This window comes from Lactobacillus bombicola, from assembly GCF_900112665.1.
In the GTDB taxonomy this organism is placed as follows: Bacteria; Bacillota; Bacilli; order Lactobacillales; family Lactobacillaceae; genus Lactobacillus; species Lactobacillus bombicola.
On sequence record NZ_FOMN01000009.1, the window covers coordinates 1 to 22,818 of the forward strand.

23 protein-coding genes and 2 pseudogenes are annotated in these 22,818 nt (G+C 33.9%); 16 read left to right on the forward strand and 9 right to left on the reverse strand.

Annotation, left to right across the window (positions count from 1 at the left end):
• From BM203_RS06735 to BM203_RS06755, 5 genes are all read left to right on the forward strand, one after another.
• Positions 1 to 1,214: SLAP domain-containing protein (locus tag BM203_RS06735; RefSeq protein ID WP_143453050.1), on the forward strand; the 1,214-nt coding region annotated here is incomplete at its 5' end.
• A 471-nt stretch (positions 1,215 to 1,685) separates the two neighbouring features.
• Complete coding sequence (locus tag BM203_RS06740) at positions 1,686 to 2,312, forward strand: hypothetical protein (RefSeq protein WP_090093759.1); 627 nt, start codon at positions 1,686 to 1,688, stop codon at positions 2,310 to 2,312.
• 327 nt (positions 2,313 to 2,639) lie between these two features.
• Positions 2,640 to 3,254 (forward strand): ABC transporter ATP-binding protein, encoded by a 615-nt coding sequence (locus tag BM203_RS06745; protein WP_090093761.1) that lies wholly within the window; start codon positions 2,640 to 2,642, stop codon positions 3,252 to 3,254.
• 2 nt (positions 3,255 to 3,256) lie between these two features.
• On the forward strand, positions 3,257 to 4,426 hold the full coding sequence (locus tag BM203_RS06750) for a hypothetical protein (RefSeq protein ID WP_090093764.1): 1,170 nt from the start codon (positions 3,257 to 3,259) through the stop codon (positions 4,424 to 4,426).
• A complete protein-coding gene (locus BM203_RS06755) occupies positions 4,426 to 5,595 on the forward strand; it encodes a hypothetical protein (protein WP_090093766.1) in 1,170 nt (389 codons plus the stop codon). Before BM203_RS06750 ends, BM203_RS06755 begins: the two co-directional genes overlap by 1 nt.
• 80 nt (positions 5,596 to 5,675) lie before the next feature.
• On the opposite strand, the gene BM203_RS06760 is transcribed toward BM203_RS06755, so the two are convergent.
• Together BM203_RS06760 and BM203_RS06765 are read right to left on the reverse strand one after the other, a co-directional pair.
• The gene (locus tag BM203_RS06760) at positions 5,676 to 6,260 is read right to left on the reverse strand and encodes a DJ-1 family glyoxalase III (protein WP_090093768.1); all 585 of its coding nucleotides are present in this window, start codon (positions 6,258 to 6,260) and stop codon (positions 5,676 to 5,678) included.
• A gap of 33 nt (positions 6,261 to 6,293) precedes the next feature.
• A complete protein-coding gene (locus BM203_RS06765; protein WP_090093770.1) occupies positions 6,294 to 6,932 on the reverse strand; it encodes an HAD hydrolase-like protein in 639 nt (212 codons plus the stop codon).
• A gap of 327 nt (positions 6,933 to 7,259) precedes the next feature.
• On the opposite strand from BM203_RS06765, the gene BM203_RS06770 reads away from it, so the two are divergent.
• From BM203_RS06770 to BM203_RS06790, 5 genes are all read left to right on the forward strand, one after another.
• Complete coding sequence (locus BM203_RS06770) at positions 7,260 to 7,940, forward strand: histidine phosphatase family protein (RefSeq protein WP_090093772.1); 681 nt, start codon at positions 7,260 to 7,262, stop codon at positions 7,938 to 7,940.
• Positions 7,941 to 7,985: 45 nt separating this feature from the next.
• Positions 7,986 to 8,870, forward strand: coding sequence for a cation diffusion facilitator family transporter (locus tag BM203_RS06775; protein ID WP_090093774.1), 885 nt, complete (start codon positions 7,986 to 7,988; stop codon positions 8,868 to 8,870).
• Between the two features lie 15 nt (positions 8,871 to 8,885).
• Complete coding sequence (locus BM203_RS06780) at positions 8,886 to 9,068, forward strand: hypothetical protein (RefSeq protein ID WP_090093776.1); 183 nt, start codon at positions 8,886 to 8,888, stop codon at positions 9,066 to 9,068.
• A 1-nt stretch (position 9,069) separates the two neighbouring features.
• The gene (locus BM203_RS06785; protein ID WP_090093778.1) at positions 9,070 to 9,744 is read left to right on the forward strand and encodes a 2,3-bisphosphoglycerate-dependent phosphoglycerate mutase; all 675 of its coding nucleotides are present in this window, start codon (positions 9,070 to 9,072) and stop codon (positions 9,742 to 9,744) included.
• A gap of 102 nt (positions 9,745 to 9,846) precedes the next feature.
• Complete coding sequence (locus BM203_RS06790; protein ID WP_090093780.1) at positions 9,847 to 10,782, forward strand: AAA family ATPase; 936 nt, start codon at positions 9,847 to 9,849, stop codon at positions 10,780 to 10,782.
• Between the two features lie 180 nt (positions 10,783 to 10,962).
• On the opposite strand, the pseudogene BM203_RS06795 reads toward BM203_RS06790, so the two are convergent.
• The 7 genes and pseudogenes from BM203_RS06795 to BM203_RS06825 form a co-directional block, all read right to left on the reverse strand.
• A pseudogene (locus tag BM203_RS06795) lies at positions 10,963 to 11,758 on the reverse strand (hypothetical protein).
• Positions 11,759 to 11,770: 12 nt separating this feature from the next.
• Entirely contained in the window at positions 11,771 to 12,292 is a 522-nt protein-coding gene (locus BM203_RS06800; RefSeq protein ID WP_090093782.1) for a hypothetical protein, read from the reverse strand.
• Positions 12,282 to 12,940: pseudogene (locus BM203_RS06805) on the reverse strand (ATP-binding cassette domain-containing protein). The gene BM203_RS06800 and the pseudogene BM203_RS06805 overlap by 11 nt, the downstream one beginning before the upstream one ends.
• A gap of 12 nt (positions 12,941 to 12,952) precedes the next feature.
• On the reverse strand, positions 12,953 to 13,657 hold the full coding sequence (locus tag BM203_RS06810; RefSeq protein WP_090093784.1) for a hypothetical protein: 705 nt from the start codon (positions 13,655 to 13,657) through the stop codon (positions 12,953 to 12,955).
• The gene (locus tag BM203_RS06815; protein ID WP_090093786.1) at positions 13,654 to 14,337 is read right to left on the reverse strand and encodes a hypothetical protein; all 684 of its coding nucleotides are present in this window, start codon (positions 14,335 to 14,337) and stop codon (positions 13,654 to 13,656) included. The genes BM203_RS06810 and BM203_RS06815 overlap by 4 nt, the downstream gene beginning before the upstream one ends.
• A 235-nt stretch (positions 14,338 to 14,572) precedes the next feature.
• A complete protein-coding gene (pepC, locus tag BM203_RS06820) occupies positions 14,573 to 15,919 on the reverse strand; it encodes an aminopeptidase C (protein WP_090093788.1) in 1,347 nt (448 codons plus the stop codon).
• Positions 15,920 to 15,998: 79 nt separating this feature from the next.
• Positions 15,999 to 16,298 (reverse strand): hypothetical protein, encoded by a 300-nt coding sequence (locus BM203_RS06825; protein WP_090093791.1) that lies wholly within the window; start codon positions 16,296 to 16,298, stop codon positions 15,999 to 16,001.
• Positions 16,299 to 16,486: 188 nt separating this feature from the next.
• On the opposite strand from BM203_RS06825, the gene BM203_RS06830 reads away from it, so the two are divergent.
• The 6 genes from BM203_RS06830 to rlmB all read left to right on the forward strand — a co-directional run bounded on the left by BM203_RS06830 (position 16,487) and on the right by rlmB (position 22,708).
• The gene (locus BM203_RS06830; protein WP_090093793.1) at positions 16,487 to 17,038 is read left to right on the forward strand and encodes a dCTP deaminase/dUTPase family protein; all 552 of its coding nucleotides are present in this window, start codon (positions 16,487 to 16,489) and stop codon (positions 17,036 to 17,038) included.
• Positions 17,038 to 18,414, forward strand: coding sequence for a DNA repair protein RadA (radA, locus tag BM203_RS06835; protein WP_090093795.1), 1,377 nt, complete (start codon positions 17,038 to 17,040; stop codon positions 18,412 to 18,414). Before BM203_RS06830 ends, radA begins: the two co-directional genes overlap by 1 nt.
• A 73-nt stretch (positions 18,415 to 18,487) precedes the next feature.
• Positions 18,488 to 19,987 (forward strand): glutamate--tRNA ligase, encoded by a 1,500-nt coding sequence (gene gltX / locus BM203_RS06840; protein ID WP_090093797.1) that lies wholly within the window; start codon positions 18,488 to 18,490, stop codon positions 19,985 to 19,987.
• Between the two features lie 121 nt (positions 19,988 to 20,108).
• Positions 20,109 to 21,533, forward strand: a complete 1,425-nt coding sequence (cysS, locus tag BM203_RS06845; RefSeq protein WP_090093798.1) for a cysteine--tRNA ligase — start codon at positions 20,109 to 20,111, stop codon at positions 21,531 to 21,533.
• A complete protein-coding gene (locus tag BM203_RS06850; RefSeq protein WP_090093799.1) occupies positions 21,526 to 21,966 on the forward strand; it encodes a Mini-ribonuclease 3 in 441 nt (146 codons plus the stop codon). Before cysS ends, BM203_RS06850 begins: the two co-directional genes overlap by 8 nt.
• On the forward strand, positions 21,953 to 22,708 hold the full coding sequence (rlmB, locus tag BM203_RS06855; RefSeq protein WP_090093800.1) for a 23S rRNA (guanosine(2251)-2'-O)-methyltransferase RlmB: 756 nt from the start codon (positions 21,953 to 21,955) through the stop codon (positions 22,706 to 22,708). The genes BM203_RS06850 and rlmB overlap by 14 nt, the downstream gene beginning before the upstream one ends.
• Positions 22,709 to 22,818: the final 110 nt, after the last annotated feature.

Sequence of the window (22,818 nt, forward strand, 5' to 3'; positions counted from 1 at the left end):
CGAATGCCAAGGATGAAATCGACAAGGCTAAGACTCCAGACGAAGTTAACAAGGCAAAAGACAAGGGTACTGCAAATATTGATAAGCAAGTACCAAGTAATAACACTTCTGGTGGCAATGGTAATAGTGGAAATAATAACTCTGGTGGTAATGGTGGCAACACTAACCCAGGTAACACTAATTCAAATCCTGATAAAACTCTAGAAGACCAAAAGAAAGCTGCAGACAAAGCAATCGATGATGCAGTATCTGCAGCTAAAGATAAAATTAATAAGGATCCAAACCTAACTGATAAGCAAAAAGCAGAAGCTAACAAAGCAATTGATGATGCGGCTGCTAAAGCTAAGGATGCAATCAGTAAAGCTAAAACTCCTGAAGAATTAAAGCAAATTCTTAACAATGCTATAGCTGAAATTAATAAGAATATTCCTAGTCAAGGGAATAATAAACCAAAGGCTATTGAAAAGCGGCTTAACCACAATGCTTACTTCTATAATAAACAAGGCAAGCGAGCTAATTTATTGGTAGCTAAGAGTGGTTCGATAATTTCAACTTACGGAACAGAAAAGATTAACGGTCGTGAATTCTACATAACAGATAATGGCTTATACGTAGCTGTTAATAATGTTATTAGTAACAAGCGTCGCTTGAAACGGAATGCATTTGTATATAATCTTTATGGCAAACGTGTAGGCATAACATTACTTAAGAAGAATTCAGAAATTGGCACATATGGTGATCCAGTGAAGATAAAGGGTATTGCATACTACATCATTGGACAAAACCGCTATGTCAAGGCAACCAATTTTGCATTTATAACTATAGAAGCAAATAACATCCTTGCTGATGGAGTAGCTTCAAATGCAGAAGTGCACCATAATGCATACATTTATGATGAAAATGGTAACCGTTTGAATAAGCTTATTCTAAAGGCAGGATCCAGAATTACTACTGGTGAAAGTAGAACGATTAGTGGACAGAAATACGTAGCAATAGCTGAAGGTCAATATGTAGTAAGTGATAATATTACAGGAACTGACCGTAAGCTAAAGCATAAGTCATACGTATATAACCAATATGGGCAAAGAATAAGTCGAAAAGCATTAAAGAAGAATAGTGCAGTTCAAACTTATGGCAATGCAATAAGTATTCGAGGTAATGAATATTATGCAGTTGGTCAAAATAAATTCATTAAGCGTTCTAACTTCAAGTAAAATCAAGAAATTCTTGAACAAACTTGAGTAGTAAAAGAAGCTCCTATCTCAAAAGAGGTAGGGCTTCTTTTTTTATTATTAATAAATTCGATTTTATGTCAAACTAAGCTATTTTAAATTACTATTTAAATTCAAAACTATCGTTATATAATTTTTATTATTTTATATTTAAAACGTATTTATTACTAACAATTTTTAAAAAAATATTTTTAATTACAAGGAAAATTAAGAATATTAAAATTTGTAAAACGTGTTTTTATTAATTTAGATTAAAATATAAATATTAGTATTAAATAGCAACATAATTTACTTTTATTTATAAATTTAAAATTGCAAAAGCCTACTCTATCAAAGTATTTCAGATAGAAATTTAAAAAATAAAAAAATTAACAAATGTCAATTGACTATTATTAACTTTCAGTTTATATTAAAAATAAATTAACAAGTTTAATGTTATGGAGGAAAGACACAATGAAAAAAAGTTCTAAATTAATGGTGATTTCAACTGCTGTATCATTATTTACACTAGCAACTGGAACAATTGCAACTGCATTCGTCAATGCCTCTACTAAAAATAATCAAGAGAATATAATGCAAATTGATCAAATTGCAACTAAACAGTTAAGTCGAGCTGGTTATGTATTTAGGTTATCTTCAAATTCGCTGATGAACCCAATGTATAGACAAGCCGAGCAAGTAGAAAAATATAGTAAAACTTATGTTGAGCAACTGGTAGTCAATAAAATATTATTCAAAGTAACTGAAGTTAATTCTTTAAATAAGCATATAATGGTGCATATTATTGACCAGAGTGGGAAATATCAAGGTTGGGTTAGCTTGCTGACTGGTATTTATAATGTTAAGGCACTTAAGCGCAATTTAAAGCCTCTGGTTAAAGCTGAATTTGAGGTAATGAGGATTAAAGATAGTCAAGGGAAGAAAGCAGCTTTAAAAGAATTAATAAAGGTTGAACAAGAAATCAAGCGGTTACCTAAACGTAATAAGGAAATAGGAGAGAATTCTTTACTTGAACTACAACGTTGGCTTAATCATGGAAATTATCAATTTATACCAAGTTTAATGATTGGTCAATATTAATTATAGTAGTCTCCCAGCTTGGGGGACTATTTTTAGTTATTAAGAATAAGGTGTATTGGTAGAGTCACCTTCTAATATGATAAGCAATTTAACGGTTAAAGAATATCAGTATGCCAATAAAAGTCAATTATTTTTTTCTAAAATAAAAATGTTATTAAAAGTAAAAATAATCAGTTAGTTATCTACTATGTGTAAAAACAATAAGTATAAATTTTGTTGAATATATGAACCTTAAAATATGTTATTTTATAAATAATTAATATTAAGTGATATGATTGTTTAATCACATCATTTCTATTAATATCACATTTTATCAAGGAGACTGTTATGCTTGAAGTTAATCATCTCACAATTAAAACCCGTCAACCAATCCTACATGATTTTAGTTATCAGTTTATGCCTGGTCAGTTTTATCAGATTGCTGCCGAAAATGGTTTAGGCAAAACTAGTTTTTTGCGGGCAATTACTAATTTGATCCCGATTGCCGCTGGAAGAATTCGCTTAGAAGGTAAACCGTATACCCAAAATAAGGACAAAGTTTTTTTCTTCGAAAGTAATGACTGGCTCAATCCCAATCTTAATAGCTTAGACTATTTAAAATTTATCAAAAACATGTGGCATTCACAGGTGAATTTAGCAGACGAGTTAGCCTTCTTAGGGGTGCAAGATTACGCCAAAGTACCCATTAAAAAGTATTCACTAGGAATGAGACAGAAATTGCTGGTAGCCATGTATTTTGTAAGTGATGCCGAATATTATTTAATGGATGAAATAACCAATGGTTTGGATGAGGTAAGTCGCAAGCAACTTTATGACCGCTTAGCGCAAGAAGTTTCGCATAAAAACAAATGTATTATCATGACCTCACATTATAGCAGTGAACTAAGGATGATCAACGCTCATCGTTTAGTTTTAGAACAACAAATGATGCGTGAGGTGTAGGAATGATGTCGTACTTTGGTTTTCAATTTAAAAAAATTACCAAGCATAACTTAACCATAATTGCTTCGTGCATTTTAATAATTATTTCTTTTGGTGTTTTATTTCTTAATGCTAATCAAATTGACAGCGGAGAATCAATCAAGGGTCAGATACAAGGCAATATTGTAATCCAAAAAAATAATATTGCCCAAGATAAGCAAGCATTAAAAAAGTATTCGCCGACTGGTGAAGGTTACCGTCAAACTAAAATCGCACTGAAGCAAACAAAAAAACAATTACAAGCAAATCAAGCGTTGATTAAACATATTAATAAGGGGCAGTGGGGACCAGTTTATAAGGAAAAAATCAAAGAGAGTAATAAAATGAAAACTACTGGATTAAGTGAGCGAAACCTTGACTTTGTTAGTGGCATTAAAAAGCGCTATCAATATTTAGTTAAGCATCCGCTGCCTTATGAAAGTGATGCAGCCGTTACTGGTCTTCAGTTTTGGTCAGACTTAAACGGAACCTACTGGCCAATTTTATTTACTTTAGTGATAATTTTTATTTTAACGTATCTATATACTGACGCTTATAAAAATGGCTTAGATATCACCACTGTTTTACCAATAAATGTAATGCGTAAGCAACTATCTAATAGTTTGGTAGGATTAGCCATTAGTTGTTTATTATATTTATTGTTAAGTTTATTAGTTTTTACCGGAGCATCTTTAATCTTTGGCACGGGTAATTTACAATACCCAGCTATTATTCATCATCTAGTCAATGGACGGCAAACAGTTGCTGTAGCTCCGTTAGCTACTTTAATCCCCCAAATTTTAATCTTACAATTTTTGGAATTTATATTTTTAGTACTGTTTATTCAGTTACTGGCAAAACTATTGCATAATCAGTTGCCGACCCTGTTATTAGCGGTACTTTTAGTAGTAGGCATTGGATTAGCAACCACGGTAATTGAACCATTGGCTCAGATTGCCCAGTGGCTACCTAACACTTATCTTAATGCAATCAATGTGGTTTCAGGAGTAGTTGCTTATAACATCAATAATTACCACATTAATTTTGCTAGTGGGGTAGGTACCCTACTAATTGGTTCACTTGTTTTGTTTAGTTTGATTTGCTTATTAGAACGGACTAGAACTCATCATTTTAAAGAAGTGGAGGTACTGTAATGGCTTATCTCCTATTTCAATTAAAAAAAGTAGTTAAAAATAAGTTGACGCCAATTTGTCTTTCTATCCTGATTCTAATTTTGGGCTTTACTTTATTTTTGAATCTACGTACCGCGCCCCAATTTACCTTGCAGGCAGGAGCCCAAAAAGAAGGTACTTACTATCAAACAGAGATTGCTAAGTTAAAACAAAATCTGAAGCAGCAAAAGAAAAATAGTGACCTTTATCAAGAAACTGAACAAGATATTAACAGTAACCAAAAAATTGCCAACCAAGATTATCAAATACAAAAAGCTGCTCAAGCTGCTAAGTGGCAGTTAGCTTATACGCTTATGTGGCAAAAAAAGCAGCATGAAAAAAAACATTTAGAAAATATCGCTGACCAGATTGATCCAGCACAAGTGACAGAGACTAATAACAAACTAAAATTTTTTACATATCTTAAAGACAAACCACTTGCTTATGAAAGTCAAGATATGCCAGTAACGGGAATCCAATTTTGGTTGCACCTTAACGAGCAGTATCTACCGTATCTATTTACTTTGGTGGCTTTGTTTATCTTAACTTTATTATTAACAGAACCTTATCACCAAAAACTTGATCTGACTCGGCTTAATCCTATTAGTAAATGGCGTCAGACCTTAACAGAAATTAGTGCAGGTTTAATTTTACTAGGGGGAAGTTTTTTGCTAATAAATTTGTTAATGATAATTGCCGCCGCGATTTTTGCTGGTGCTGGTAATTTAGCCTTTCCGTATTTGACCTATAAATTTGTTAACGGTCGAATGATGACTAACTTTGTGGCTAGTGGCAATTTAATTTTACCAATTATTGCTTTACAACTTTTAGGCTTGTTATTCTTAATAGTTTTGGTAAGATTTTTGGCCAAAATTTTTCGTGCGCAACTGCCCACATTGCTGCTTGCACTCTTGTTAGTATTAGGAGTGAATGTGGCGGTAATAGCTGTGCCAATGTTAAGAAAAGTTAGTGCTTGGTTACCGGTGACGTATCTAAATGCGGTTGATACTGTTTCGGGGAAACTAGGAATGTTATACCAAAATCCGCAATTAAATTTTAGTGCGGGAATCATTGTTTTGCTTGGTAGTATAGTGATTATTTTAGTTTTAACTGTTATTGTTGAGTATACATATCAAAATAGCAAAGCTTAGTAATAAAAAATTTACCAGTTTCATTATTAAGTATCAAGTAAAAACCGTTCCAACTCTTTTGAATTGGAACGGTTTTTTTATTACAAGCTGGTCTGGATATTATCAGCTAGATAATTGTAAAGCATGCCTTGCTGTAGCTGTTTAGTTTCAACCCCTAAAGCCTCAGCAATTGCATAAGCATATGCCCAAGCAGTAGCTGGACCACGACTAGTAATAATCTTATTTTTGTGGTCAGTTACTGTAATTGTTTCTTTAAATTTGCCAGTTGGCGCAACTTGTTTAGTCTGTTCGTCAAAGCCAGGGTAACAAGTATAGTCAGCTCCATTTAAGAGTCCATAATGAGCGAAGGCGATTGGAGCGGCACACATTGCTGCATTCCATTTGCCTGCTTCATAGCGCGTTACCATTAACTTCTCTAACCCTTTATGATCGCGTAAATTTTCGGCACCAATCTTTCCGCCTGGAAAAGCAACTAAGTCATAATCTAATAAACTATCATCTAATACTTTATCACATGTAAGTAAAATTTGGTGATCTCCCATAATCTGTTGGCTAGTTAAGCCAACCATTTCAGTTTTAATGTTCAAGCGCCTTAAGACATCAACAACACTCAGACCCTCAACTTCTTCACAACCATCGGCAAATACAACGGCAACTTTTTTCATGGTAATACCTCTTCTTTCTATTAATATTATAAACTAGCTGAGATCAAGATAAAATAATAAGTCACTTAACTTATTTAAATGTAATGTTGGGTGCGGACTAATTGGTAATTTGCTTTTTTTGGGTGCAAGCCATAGTGATTGCAAATTTGTGTTTACGGCTCCTTGAATTTCATCAGCTAAATCCGTTCCAATGACTAAACATGTATCAGGGTCTAATTGCTCTTGGCGGACAACTTGCGCTAAAACTGATTTAGCAGGCAATTCTTGGGTAAAATCATCAGCAAAATAGGTGGCAGAAAAATAAGTTAGCAGTGCGCTTTGCTCTAAGCGAGGAATGATAATCTGTTTTGACTCTTTAGCCAACATGATTAAATTAATTTGGTCAACAACTGCATCTAAAAACGAAATAGTTCCTTTGACTAATTGATGCTGTTTTTGTAAATTTATAGAAAAAATTTCTGGCTGAAGATTAAATGTATTTAAGATTAATGAAATTCGCTTGTTTAATCCTAGCAGTTTGGTTTTTTCTTGTAATTTGGTATATTTTAAACGTTCACTTGGACCAAATTGCTGCATCGATTTTAGCGTTTGACTTAGAGCATTTCTTTCAGCTACTTTTTCATTAAGTAAACTACCTTCTGGAATAAATATTAACGTTTCAAATTTTGTCACTTAAACTTACCTTCTTATAATTGCTTTATTAAGTATATTATAATCGATATGGTGATTAAGAAGGGAAAATACCTATGATGCTATAATTTGTTTGGATTTTGTAAGAGAAATTATGACAAAAATTTTATTAACGATAGAGTTGATAATCATTCAATTTGATATCTAAGTTTGATCACTATATATTTACCGATAAAAATTTACTGTAGTCCTTGCAATTAAGAGTATTATTTATAACACTAATCTTACTGCAGGTAGGCTATTTATTTTATAAGGCATATATGTTATAGTTTAATCCACGTTATGCTATAGCTGAAAGGAGAATATAAGTTGGCAACGGAAATTTATTTAGTGCGTCATGGCGAGACCATGTTTAACCAGTTGAATAAAGTTCAGGGCTGGAGTGATTCGCCCTTAACAATAAAGGGAATCGACGACTTGAAAAAAACGGCTAATGCATTAAGTCAAGTTCATTTTGACAATATGTATTCTTCTGATCTTAAGCGAGCAATTGACACAGTTCATTTAATAAGAGATGCTAATCAAGTTTCTGAAATAGGTAAAATAAAGAAATTACCAGAATTTCGTGAGGTTTTCTTTGGCTCATTTGAAGGCGACGATATTGACAATACTTGGCAACAAGTTGCATTAGCTGCTGGTTTGAAAGCAGAAAAAGATATTACGAGTATTATTAATCAAGTTGGAATTGCTAGATTCCGGCAAGCAACGAAAAAAGCTGATCCACGGAATTTAGCAGAAAATAGCCAGGAATTAGATAAACGAATGGAACGGGCAATTTCTGTTTTACAGGAATTGACTAAAAATGAGCAACGGGTATTAATTGTTTCCCATGGTGATTTTATTAAAACTTTAGCAATTAAGTATTGGCAGCAAAGTGATGGTCAGCATGATATTATTTTTCCTAACAATGGCAGTATAAGTCGGGCACTTTTAGCTGATAATGGCAAGTTTGAAATTATTGATTACAATATTGATGCTGAAAATATTTAGAGCCCTACTAAAAGTAGGGCTTTTTGCTATTGAGAGGTGAAGTTAATGAATGATCATAGAACTAAGAGATATATTTATGTAACTGTTTTGAATGTAATTATAACGGCTAGTGAATTTTTAGGCGGTATAATCTCTGGCTCGCTATCGTTATTGTCGGATGCAGTTCACAACTTAAGTGATGTTGGTGCAATTAGCATTTCATTTATAGCTCATTTAATTAGTAAACGCCATAGTAATCAGTATAAGACATTTGGTTATGAGCGTGCAGAAACTTTAGCTGCATTCACTAACGGAATTATTTTAATTATTATCAGTATTGTCTTATTTATTGAAGCAATTGAGCGTTTTTGGCAGCCTAATGAAATTAGTGGGCCAATTATGTTAGTAATAGCGATAATTGGGCTAGTGGCGAATGTGATTTCAATGTTAGTCATGCATCAAGCTGAACAAAATAATTTAAATGCTCGTTCAACTTTTATTCATATGCTAAGCGATGCGCTCTCAAGCGTAGCAGTGGTAATTGGTGCAATATGTATTTATTTTTGGCATGTCAGTTGGCTTGATCCGGTAATGACTATCTTAGTGTCACTCTTTGTTTTACACGAGGCTTATAGCTTAACCAAGCAGGCAGCTAATATTTTGATGGAATCTAACCCAGATATTGACTTAGCTGAAATAAATAAAATTGTATTGTCTTTTCCTGAAATTAAAAATATGCATCATGTTCATGTTTGGCGTTATAGTGAGCGCTATATTATGTTAGATGCTCATGTTAATGTAGCTCCCGAATTGACAGTGGAAGAATTTGAACAATTGACACAGGTAATTAGTCAAAAGATGATAACTTTGGGTATCAACCATATTAACTTTCAAGTTGAATGTGAACGGGGGAAGAATCATCGGCTGATCGAGACTAATCATGATTATTAAGATATAGGAGAAAAAATGAATTTTCAAGTTAATCTTTTTACAGCAATTATTGTTTTAATCGTTGGCTTATATGATATGGCCTATGCTTTTAATAGAAAACGCTACAAGCAAAATAAAGGTTATAATGCTTTTATGATTTTAGGGTTTATTTTTACAATTAGTGGCATTATTTTGTTAATTATGCATTGGGTGAAGTAAAATGGTGAAATTGGTACTATTGCGTCACGGAGAAAGCATTGCTAATTTTACCAATACTTATACTGGATGGAACGATGTCGCCTTAACTACGAAAGGAAGAGAGCAGGCCAAAGCAGCAGGTCAGTTACTTAAGGAAATTGCTGATTTCAATCCTACTCATATTCATACTTCTATTTTAGTTCGAGCTATTGAAACAGCCAATATTGTCGCAGAAGCGGCCAATATTTTATATTTACCGCTAACTAAGACATGGCACCTAAATGAACGACATTATGGCATTTTACGTGGAGTTAACAAAGACCTGTCACGACAAATTTATGGTGATAAGCAGGTTTTGAAGTGGCGTCGAGGTTTTTATTCAATTCCACCTGCTGGAAAAACACTTTATGATCGGCGCTATATTAATTGTGATATAAGACGTTTACCGCAAGCCGAAAGCCTCTACCAAACGCAACAACGTCTATTGCCGTACTATCAAACGGCAATTGTAAGTAAAATGCTTAAAGGTGAAGATCAACTAGTAGTAGCTCATGGCTCTAGTTTACGAGCATTAATTAAAAAAATCGAACAAATAGATGATAATGAGATCGTAAAACTTGAAGTAGCTAATGCAGAACCCATTATTTATACCTTTGATGATTACTTACATATTTGTGATAAACAAATTTTAAACTAAATTTTTAATTGCTTTTTACTTATAATTAAGAATTAGCCAAATTTATGTTAAAATTTACTACGATACTAAATAAATTTACATTCTTAGTTTGGAGTATAAGGTATGCGTAAAATATTTTTATTACGAGGCGCACCTGGCTCCGGTAAATCTTCTTTCATTTCACGCCATCATTTACAGCCATATGCGATCAGCCGCGACCAAATTCGCTTGTTGTTGGCTAATTTAACCTATTATTATGAAGAAGATACCGATTGCCTGCGTCAAGTTATTCCGCGCTCAGCAAATGAACAAACGGAAAAAGTGGTAGATTACCTCGTAGAAGAAAAAATGAAGCGTGGCGAAACCGTTATTGTTGATAGTACTCATATTTCTGTTGAAACTATTGAGCATTATCAGCCGTGGCTTGAACGCTATCGCTATGAATTATTTGTGGTTGATTTAATGTATCACAAGAATTTGCAAAATTTACTTAATCGTAATGAAATTCGTCGGCAATATGATTGGGTTAAGCCTGAGGTTGTGCGGGAAATGTATTTATCTTATCAAGATAATTTTGACTTACCAGAATGGGCGCATGTAATCAATCCTAATCAAATGGCTAAAGTTTTGTCACAAAGGGAAAGTAATTTGGATCATTTTGCCCATGTAGTTGCCATTCCTGATCAGATGGCTGAAGCAGACTTTCCCCATGTACATATTTCTAATTTTTATTTTTCATTTAATGATAAATTTACTGCAAAGTATGGTACATATCGTAACGTGGTAACAATTGGTAAAACAAAAGATGAAATTATTAATCAATTTCGTTTACCCTATTTTGTATTTAAGTTTCATCATAAGCACTTTTTAATTTCTGCTTATCCAATTAGAAATGAACTGCTAGATCCAATTAAAAAGGTCAAAGGTGTTTGGACTTATTCAACTGGTTTAGTAAATTTAGCTGACTTCGTTGCACCTTTCCCGTCAAGTAAGCCACAGCATGTTCATCAATTCAACTTAAGTAAATTGCAACCAGACCGACTATTGCATATTTGGTAAAATTACGACGCAAGTAGGTCATTGTTGATAAAGAATTAGGATCTGATCCGATATTTAATCGGCATCAGGTCTTTTTAGTTTCAATTAAGTTGATTTTGGCCACAAAAAAACTGTTAATAGAATTTTCCATTAGCAGTACTTAAACAGAAAGTTTAAAATAAATGTAGTAAAATTACTAGTTTAAAGGTTAATTAATTTTTTTTGATCAATATAAAACATTACACCACAATAAATCATTAGTAGCAAAGTGACTATCATGGTTACTGGTAAACTAATATTGGTTGTAGGGGCGGTTTCATGTAAAAAGTCCGCTGGGGCATAGCTAACTAGGTTAGGTAATTTGAAAAGATTATTAAAGAGTAATAAGACTATTTGTAATACTAAACCAGAACAAGCAGCTGCAAATTTATTTTTAACCCACAGGGATGTGACTGTGACAAAAACCGCAAATAAGCCACTCCAAAAAGCTGCAAAAATGATTGAAAGAATTGCATGTATAAATGGATGAGTATAGATGAGTATAGTAGAGGGAAACAAATAATGTATTAAAGTTGATTACTAAAATATTTTTATTTAATAGATTATCAGGCTTGATATTTGGCAAAATCATAAACCAACTAAATAAATTAGCAGATAAAGCGAGTGCAGTTACAATGAAACCAGTAATAAAGGCAATTTTTATATAGTCGAATAGAACCTGTTTAATCGATTTTTGTAGTTTCCATTTATATAGTAAGCCGCTATCATAGTCTTCTTTAAGCATAATGCTGGCTGGTAGGCTACTAAAAATTGGTAATAAGATAAAGAAGACAATTGGAGCAAAATTAAAAGAATCAATTGAAAGCCAGCGTGTATAAGGTGAATCTTCGATTGGAATTTTTGTTAAGGTGACAAATTGTAAAAAACTAATTATTAAAGCAATGATAATAGCTAAGATTAGCCAGCGTTTAGCTAAGCGTGACCATAAAACGTTCATTTTTTCTCCTTTTTATTCTAAAAGTAACGAATATTTGACATAATGCTTTTTTGTAGGCACTAAAAAGCTAATTCGCAGCTTTTTAGTGCGTTTATCATAGGAATTACGTGGAATTGAAAAATGTAGTGTAACTGGCTGCTTAGCATGAACAATTGCTGGATATGGTCCTACAAGATGGTTATTTCTGTCGTAGCACGTATCAACTGGGTTACTAAGGCCATATGGATTATTTAAATAAAAATTTTCAATGTAATTAGCATAATTCTTTTTCATACCATAATTCGGAGTACCGGTTTGATGAAGTGAGAGTTGAACTCGCGCGCTTACTTCATTTTTAGACTTAATTAATTTTACTTGGTGAATAATGAAGTTAACATGATAGGCATGAACTACCTTTTTTTGTTGAAAAAATTTTTCTTCTGTTACCCCAGATTGCGTAAGATTACTATTTACTTGCTGATAGCGTAAATAGCCGGCGATTATTAAGGTAAAAATTGCCAAAAATATTGACCATAGTATTTTTTTATTTTTCATAATTAATGGTCCCTTCTTGCACAGATAATTCTTTAGTTGCTACTTGTTCAACAAAGTTAGAGTCATGAGTAGCAATGAGAAACGTTAGTCCATCATGTTGGTATTTATGAATCAGCTTAACTAATTTAGCAATGCTTTCTTGATCCAAGGCATTAGTTGGCTCATCTAATACAATTAAGGGGTATTTTCCTAAAAGGGCCTGAGCAATTCCTAATTTTTGTTTCATTCCTAAAGAAAATTTTTTAACTTTTTGCTTAGGAAACCTTGATAAATCAAAATAGTCAAGCAGATAGTTGATTTCTTCGATTTGAATATTTGAATCTAATTTAGCTAAAAGGAGTAAGTTTTGATAAGCAGTGAATTCTTCAATCAAACTTGGATTTTCAATTAAGATACCTGCTTTGACAGGATAGGGCTCTTCTGGTTTAACCAATTTACCATTAACCGTGATACTACCAGTAACTTTAATTAGCCCTAAAATAGCTTTTAAAATTAGTGTTTTACCTGAACCATTGATTCCTTCTAATGTAGTAATACTATTTTGTCTAATGTAGTAATACTATTTTGTTCAATGCAGGCATTAATATCATGTAAAAGTGCTCTTTTTTTAACGACTTTCCCTACTTGTTTCAATTCAATAAAACTCATTTGATTTCTCCTTTATTCAAAATTAGTATGGCGCTCAACCAATAAATAAATGAATGCTGTAATGATTGTAGTGATAACTAGTGAAATGATGTTGTTTTGATTAATTCTTAATAGCATTAAGCTATTTAAAGGGTTATTTTTCCATAAGGTGTAAACTGTAGCAATTAATAAAGTAATAGTAATAATTATGCCAAGTGGTGCATTAAAATGATTAATAATTGCTTGAAGTAGCAACAACCATAAAATTCCTAGCCAATTAACTAGGCAATTTAATCCTAGAGTTTCTACTCCAGATAAATAATTAATTCGAAGCATTGGTAACTGTAATAAAAGCGTGCATAAAGTTTGAATGCTTTCAGTTATTAAGACATAAACGAGAGAAATTAATCCCAAGAGCTCGATATTGATCTTGGCGTAAGTTCTAGCGGAATATTGCAAACCTCTTAATTGAATTACTCTTGCATGCCATAGCTGGCGAAAACTGTTTAGCATAATTAACATAGGAATTATAAAATAAATAAACCAGTTAATCGGTAAATGTATTGTTATAAAATCTACTCCAGCAAAAAAGGATGTAAAAACAGAATAATGAGGATTGGTACTAAAAGGAATATTGGACAAAACAATTGCTAAACTGATTAAAATTAACCAGAATAATAATCTTTGTTTAATTATTTGCCACAAGTATAGTAATTGATCCCAAAATAATTGCTTCATAAAAAATCCTTCTTTACGATAATCAGATTTAAAATAGCATCGGTTAAAAATAGTAAACCTAATAAAATTAAGCTTCTAGAAAAGATGATTGAACCAAAGTCGAGTGCTAAAAAATCATAGAATAATGATGCCTGATGATTTATATTTAAAATAAAACTTAGGCAGTTGATGGCAAATACTAGTAAAAATGTCAAAATTTTATTTTCAGTTAAATAAAAAAAGATTGCGCTGATAAAGCCAAAGACTAGTATTACAATTTCAAAATAAACTATTCGAAGTAACAATTCAGCCCAAATTTTTAGAAAAATAGGGAAATAGCCACTTAAGAAAATAACGATCATAATTGCTAAAAACCAAGTTGCTGTAATGATTATCGAATTGAAGATAATACGATAGACTATTTGTGCTAATAAAATATTTCTAGTCTGACATCGTAAAGTATCGCCTAGGCGTATTTTTAAAGTGGATAAGAGCACAAGGATAAATGTCGGAATTAAACCAAAAAAAATATTATATCGTAAGAAAATAAAGTTAATTAGGCTTAAAGCTGAATAATCACTTGCCTTTAAAAAAGACAGTGATGATAAAGCAAGTATCAAAGAGACAATTCCAGATAGAAAATAATTTTTTAAAAAAGCTCGATTAAGATAATTTTGTTGCTGGTAAACTGTATGGTACATTATAGCTTCCTTTGATTTTTAATAACTAGGTCATAATTATAATATTCTAAGATAGCGCTTACTTATATTGTTAAACTATATACAAATATTGTCAATTGTGAATTTGACTAGGCGGCAAGTACTTACCGTTTATAATTAGTTACCTATCTAATTAGAATTATAGGTAATATAAAAAGACTAACTTCAAATATTTGCAGAAGTTAGTCTTTTTATATTTTAAATTACTTTAAAGTTTTTATTTAAAAGCTAAAGCACCCATTGGATCCCATGGTAGGAGTTGAATAGGGTCTTTAGCACCATCGGCAAATTCAGCTTTCAAGTCATCTGATAAGAATTTCTTATTAATAACAGCTTGGTAAACAAAAGCATCAAACCAAGCATCGCTCATCACAAAGTAACCTTTAAAGCCGGGTTTTTCACCCCAAGAGTTTTCAATCTTCCATTTAGTTGGCTTACCTTCAACAAGATCAACGCCCGTAATAACCATTGCGTGATCCATCATGCTTTCACCAGAATCAAGTTTATCAGCTTTTGACATGGATAAATCAATGTCAAATAATTCATCGCGCTTGTAAATATTAGTATCGAGTAAGCCAAGTTGTCTTTCTGAATCCTTACCAACATTGGAACCAAACCAAACAACTTCGCCAGCCTGCAATTGCTTAATGATTAAATCTTTCATTTCAGCAATTTCTAAGTTTAAGTGACGTACTTGACGACCACCAACCACGTTACCTAAGTACTCAACTGAGAAGACTTTATGATATGGTTTGTCAGCAGTTGGCGAATTGATAATTGAGACATGATCCTCAAGATTCATACCAACATACTTAGCGAAGAACTCTTTTGGAGTAATTCCAGCTTCGCGGTGGTAATTACCTTCATCATCTTTGTATTCAAAGTCAAATTTCTTTGGTGGCATTCCTAATGAAACTACCAGAACACGGAAGACATCGTTTAAGAATTCATTCTTACGTGCCTCAACTTCATCTTCTGACTTACCTTCATTAATCATAGTGCGCAAAACTAGTCCATCTTTGCGTAAGAGCGTATTCAAGGTGTCATTTAAAGCACTTGAATTGGTAGCATTGGCTGTTTCTGGATAAACTGATTTTGGTACGATACCATATTTTTCAATTAAACCGCATAGCATATCCCATTGACCACCATCTTGTTGTGGGGTAGCAAATAAAAAGCTAACTTTGCGATCACCCAATGGTTGCTTAGCACTGGCAATCACATTTTCAAAGAACCAGTTTGATTTTTCAAATTTGTCCCAAAAGTTAGTATAGTTTTGGGATAATTCGAAGTCTTTAACTTTGTATTCCTTTTGTAGGGGATGACGCATCGTATTTAAAGCTGAGAACATCCAGCAGCGACCTGATTGCTTTTGGTCAGATGGTTTTCCCGTGTCAATTTCAATTGAAAAAGTTGGGTCTAAGTCGATTTTAGATTGTAAATTTTGACTAGCCTTATAGATACCATTTTGTTGGGCAGCTCGGCTAGCAATGTTGATACCGGCATGCTTAGCTAAATCAGATGTATAGTTGGCAATATTATCATTGGTAATTTCTTTTGTCATAAATATTATTCCTCCTTAAAATATTACTTTTATTTTAGCTTAATCAGCTTAAGTAGTCTATTATAGAAAGCTAGCTTGATTATATACTATCAGGCTTATGGTACCAAATTTTGGCAAATTTAGGGTGCTGCTTAAAATAAGCAATTACTTGTGGGTCAAGTGGCCAAACAGCTGTGGCAGTTGTGGTAGCAATTTCAAAAATATTATGCATTTCATTAATAAAAAAAGCTTGTTCTGCTACTGGATTAAAAAAGAAGTGCTCCATAATCCAAACGTCTCTATCTGACCGAGATACTTTATCCATGACCCAGTGACAGACAAGAATATCGTCATCATCATAAACTTTACAAAATTGGTGGGAATTATTTAAATTGAACATCGTATTCCTTTCAGTATTAATAATTTGACCATTCTCTGTTTTACAAAAGTTGCTAATACCTGCAAAGTTTATAAATAACTTAATTGAACAAGCATTTTTAAGAGCTTTTACATATATAATAGTAGAATATTTTAAGTAAAATAGCTAATCTATTGTAAAATAGAGCTTATTAATTTAGAGGAGACAAAATGACGAAACTACGGGGCTTTGAAATTGTATCTAAATATCAAGATAAAAATATTACTTTACCTAGACGCCAGACCATTGCCAGCGCGGGTTATGATTTAGAAGCAGCTGTTGATATCGAGATTCCTAGTATCTGGCGACTTAATTTTGTGCGAATTTTTCGTTTGCTGCGTAATGGTCATCAATTGTATGAACCGGATTATGCTTTAGCTGATAGTATTTTGAAGCCATTGCTTATCCCTACTGGCATTAAGGCATATATGCCTAAAGACGAAGTACTAATTTTGGCCAACCGCTCATCGAATACTTTTAAGCGCAGCTTAAGTCTACCTAATGGTATTGGAGTGATTGATGCAGATTATTATAATAATAAAACAAATGAAGGTGAAATTTTTATTCAGGTACTCAATTATGGTGTTAGACCAATTAAAATTAAAAAAGGACAACGAATTGGTCAGGGCATTTTTATTAAATATTATAAAACTGATGATGATTTACCAGTTGAACGCCAGAGACAATCAGGCTTTGGATCGACCAATTTAAAGGAGGATTAATGGCTAGAGTAAAAACCAAATACAAATGTCATTCTTGTGGCTATATTTCAGCGAGTTATTTGGGACGCTGCCCTAATTGTGGTGCTTGGAATCAGTTCGAAAAAGAAACTGAAACAAGTCCAACTCGTTCTAGTAAAGGTAGTCCCAGTCGGTTAATTAAACAAACTGGTGGCAGTGAACCTGTTAAGATGGCACAGGTTAAGGCAGAAAAAGAAGAACGAATTCAGACTAGTATGGCTGAATTAAATCGTGTTTTAGGTGGTGGTATTGTCCCAGGCTCGCTAGTTTTAATTGGGGGAGATCCAGGTATTGGTAAGTCAACCTTAATGTTACAGATTATGAGTGAATTAGCGCAACAGCATAAAGTGCTTTATGTTTCAGGAGAAGAATCTGCTAACCAAATCAAGTTGCGGGCAGAACGTTTGGGACTAGAGGCTGATAATATGCTACTTTATCCTGAAACAGATATGGAAGAGATTCGCCAGCAAATTGATACTATTCAGCCTGACTTTGTTGTTATTGATTCAATTCAAACAATGAATGAACCTAGTCTTGATTCAATGACTGGTTCGGCTTCACAGGTACGAGAAGTCACTAGTGAACTGATGAAAATTGCAAAAATAGATGCAATTACAGTTTTTGTGATTGGGCATGTAACTAAAGAAGGAGCAATTGCCGGTCCCAAAATCCTGGAGCATATGGTAGATACCGTGTTATATTTTGAAGGCGATGAGCATCACGCTTATCGAATCCTGCATTCAGTTAAAAATCGCTTTGGAGCTGCTAATGAAATTGGCATGTTTGAAATGGCTCACAAAGGTCTTAAAGAAGTAACCAATCCATCAGCAATCTTTTTAGATGAGCGGTTGCCGCAATCGACCGGATCGGCAATTGTAGTTTCTTTAGAAGGGACGCGACCGCTACTAGCTGAAATTCAAGCTTTAGTTACTCCGACTGCTTTTGGCTATGCAAAAAGGACAACTTCAGGATTAGATTTTAATCGGGCAGCATTATTGTTAGCAGTTTTAGAAAAAAGGGGTAATTTAATGCTCCAAAATCAAGATGTTTATTTAACTGCAACAGGTGGGATTCGTTTAAATGAACCAGCTGTCGATTTAGCAATTATTATGGCGATTGCTTCTAGTTATAAAAATCAAGAAATTTCTCCAACTGATTGCTTTGTAGGTGAAGTAGGTCTAACGGGTGAAGTGCGGCGTGTTAATCAAATTGATGCGCGAATTAAAGAAGCAGCTAAAACTGGTTTTAAAAGAATTTTTATTCCTAAGCATAATATGCGTAGTAGTTTGCAAGAATTAGGAATTGATGTGATTCCTGTAGCTAGTATTTTACAAGCTTTAAAGTTGGTATTAGAATAGGAAAGATTGAACTTTTGTCATATTACGGGTAAACTAAAATTGTTTAATTAACTATTTGAAAGAGGCATAAATTTTGGCAAAACAAAAAATAAGGGTAAGGTATGCCCCGAGTCCAACGGGACACTTACATATAGGAAATGCAAGAACCGCGCTATTTAATTATTTATTTGCACGGCATAACAAAGGAACGTTTGTTTTAAGAATCGAAGATACAGACACTAAACGTAACGTTAAAGGCGGTTCCCAATCGCAAATGGAAAACCTGCATTGGTTAGGAATTGATTGGGACGAAGGACCTGATAAGGGCGGTAATTTTGGGCCATATCGGCAGTCTGAACGTAAAGACATATACAATCAGTATATTCAACAACTACTTGATGAAGGTAAAGCGTACTATTCATACAAGACACAAGAAGAACTTGAAGAACAACGTGAAGAGCAACGGGCAATGGGAATTGCTCCGCACTATACTTATGAATATGAAGGAATGACTGCAACTGAAATTGCGGCTAGCCAAGAAGAAGCCAAGGCCAAGGGTTTAATTCCAGTAGTCCGAATTCATATTCCAGAAATGAGAACATATGCTTGGGATGATATCGTTAAAGGCCATTTGAGTTTTGAATCTGATACTATCGGTGGCGATTTTATTATTCAAAAGCGCGATGGCATGCCAACGTATAACTTTGCAGTCGCCATAGATGATCATTTAATGGAAATTACGCATGTTTTGCGCGGCGATGACCATATTTCAAATACTCCAAAACAATTAGTCGTATATGAAGCATTAGGCTGGGAACCACCGCAGTTTGGACATATGACGTTGATTAATAATCCAGAAACTGGTAAAAAGCTGTCTAAACGTGACGAATCAGTACTTCAGTTTATTGAACAATACCGTGACCTGGGTTATTTACCAGATGCCATGTTTAATTTTATTACGCTTTTGGGATGGTCACCAGTTGGTGAAAGTGAAATTTACTCACAACGGGAATTAATTAAGCAGTTTGATCCCGCCCGGCTATCTAAATCACCGGCTGCCTTTGATCAAAAGAAATTGGAATGGATTAATAACCAATATATTAAACAGGCCGATCGAGATGTTTTACTTGACTTAGCTCTTAACAATTTACAAGAAGCAGGGTTAATTGAACTAGATCCTAGTCCAGAAAAAATGGAATGGGTGCGTCAATTAGTGAATATCTATTCTGTGCAAATGTCATATACTAAACAGATTGTTGATTTAACTAAGATTTTCTTTGCCGCCCCTAAAGACTTGAGTGATGAAGAAATTGACGAAATCCGTAAGGATGAAGCTAGACCAGTAATTGAAGAATTCAAGCGACAACTGACATCATTATCGCGGTTTACGGCCACTCAAATTATGCAGGCAGTTCAAGCAACGCGTGCCCAAACAGGTATTAAAGGTAGGAGACTGTTTATGCCTATTCGAATTGCTACAACTAGGTCAATGGTTGGACCAGGTATTGGTGAAGCAATGGAGCTTTTGGGCAAAGAACGGGTATTAAAACACCTTGATTTAACCTTGAAACAAATGAGTGAAAACGGTTTGTAATTAAGCAAGGAACAGCGTATTACGCCTTAAAAGCGGGATACGCTATTTCTTTTAGTAAAAATCAATTAATTAATTGTGTTTTTGTTAAAAGAAAATTTTTTAGAAAGGCAAGTTAGCCGCTGTGAAAATTTACAATACTTTAACTAAGACTAAAGAAGAATTTCGCCCAACTAAGCCTGGTGAGATTTCGATGTATGTTTGTGGACCAACAGTGTACAACTATATTCATATTGGTAACGCGCGCAGCGTGATTGCATTCGACACAATTCGCCGCTATTTTGAATATAAAGGTTACCGAGTTAATTATGTTTCTAATTTTACCGATGTCGACGATAAAATGATTAATGAGGCACGGGCGCAAAAAATCCCAGTATCGGCTTTAGCTCAGCACTATATTGAAGCATATCGTGCAGATACGGCCGCACTTAATGTCCAGCCAGCAACGCTAAATCCTCGTGCAACAAATGAAATTACGGCAATTATTAAATTTATTCAGCAATTAATTACTAAAGGCTACGCTTATGAATCTGCTGGTGACGTTTATTACCGTACCCGTAAGTTTGCTAATTATGGTGCTTTAAGCAGCCAAAATATTACTGAACTTGAAGCAGGTGCTTCTGAACACGTTAATGTGGCCGAACAAGAGCGCAAAGAAGATCCACTTGACTTTGCTCTTTGGAAGAAACAAAAGCAAGCTGATGAAATTGCTTGGTCATCACCTTGGAGTTTAGGGAGGCCAGGCTGGCATATTGAATGTTCAGTAATGTCGACTAAATATCTGGGTAATACCATTGATATTCATGGTGGTGGTCAAGATTTAGAATTTCCTCATCATGAAAATGAAATTGCGCAAAGTGAAGCTGCTACTGGCCAAAAGTTTGTGCATTATTGGATGCATAATGGTTTTGTAACAGTTGGAGCTGATCAAGCTAAGATGTCTAAGTCGTTACATAATTTTGTAACCGTACACGATTTGTTGAAAACAACTGATCCCCAGGTATTGCGCTTTTTTATGGCAAGTGTTCACTATCGGCGACCAATTAATTATTCAACTGAAAATCTTGAACAAGCAAAGAATATTTTGCAAAAATTTAAAAATACGTTAGTAAATCTGGCATATCGGCTAAATGACAGTTCGATAAGTGACAAGTCGCCTGCAGTTCAAGCAGCTATTGCTCAGACAGAGCGTAACTTTATTAAGGCAATGGATGATGATTTAAATGTTCAAAATGCTTTAGCAGCAATTTACGATTTGTTGCCAATACTTAATGCTAATCTTAGTTTGGCAAAAGTAGATAAAGAAGCCTTAAAGCATGCGCAAAAATTGTTGACTGATTGGTTAGGAATTTTTGGTATTAGTACTAAAAAATTGCTTACCACAGTCCAAAAACAGGATGATGATGAAATAGTTCGGTTAGTTGCCCAACGAGAACAAGCACGAAAAAATCAAGAATGGGCAAAAAGTGATGAGTTGCGGGATAAGTTGAAAGCAATGGGGATAACTGTAGAAGATACTCCGCAAGGAACAAGGTGGAGACGTGATTAAGAAAAATTTAATTGAGCAAAAAATAAATCCGGATACGCTTAATGGCCAGACTCTAGCTTATTTGGGGGATGCTGTTTATGAAATTGCTATTCGTGAACATTTAATTAAATGTCAAATTGTTAAACCACAGGTTTTACAGCGCCAAGCAACTTATTATGTGTCAGCTAAAGCACAAGCAGCCTTAATTACTAAATTACAAAATGATAATTTGCTTACTCAAGCTGAAATTGCTACTTTTAAAAGAGGACGCAATGCTAAAGCACATACTAAAGCTAAAAACACAAGTTTAGCTACGTATCAGCTCTCTACTGGTTTTGAGGCAGTTTGGGGTTATTTGAAATTATTAGATAAAAACGAACGTATTCATGAATTAACAAAATGGTGTATAGAAACCGTAGAGAATGGTGGTATTGATAATTATGAATTCGAATGAAAAAGATTTTGTTTTTGGCAAGCATGCAGGATTAGATTTTTTAAAGACGCAAAATGCTGATCGAATTAATAAGATTTTCTTGCAAGAAAATCTACAAGCAAGTTTAACTAATGAGGTATACACTTTAGCTAAGAAAAAGAAAATAATTGTGCAGCTTGTTCCAAAAAGTAAATTGGATCGTTTAGTAGCAGGAGCTAATCATCAGGGGTTAGTTTTGACGATTGCTAGCTTTGAATATGCTGCTTTGGATGAATTATTGGATCAATTTGAACGTCAAGAACGTGAGCCATTTTTATTAATGTTGGACTCAATTGAAGACCCCCATAATTTGGGCTCAATATTGCGGACAGCTGATGCAACGGGGGTTGATGCAGTTATCATTCCTAAACGTCATGCTACTGGGTTAACATCTGTAGTTGCTAAAACTTCAACTGGGGCCATTGATCACGTACCCGTAGCTAGAGTAAATAATTTAGTTCAAACTAGTCAAATGCTTAAAAAAAGAGGTTATTGGTTATTTGGTACGGATATGACGGGGACAGATTATCGTAAATGGAATAGTAATGGTAGAACTGTTTTAGTTATTGGCAATGAAGGTAAGGGCATTTCACGCTTACTTAAGGAACAAATGGATCAAATGTTAACTTTGCCAATGGTTGGGCAAGTTCAATCACTAAACGCAAGTGTTGCTACTGGTGTCTTGCTTTATCAAATGCTTAATAGTCGGAATCCCTTACAATAATGTTGTAATGAAAAAACTCCTAACTGGCAGATTAAAAACTGACAGCTAGGAGTTTTTTATTTGAAAGGTCAAAGAATATACAAGGATAATACGGGTAATTAATTTTAGAA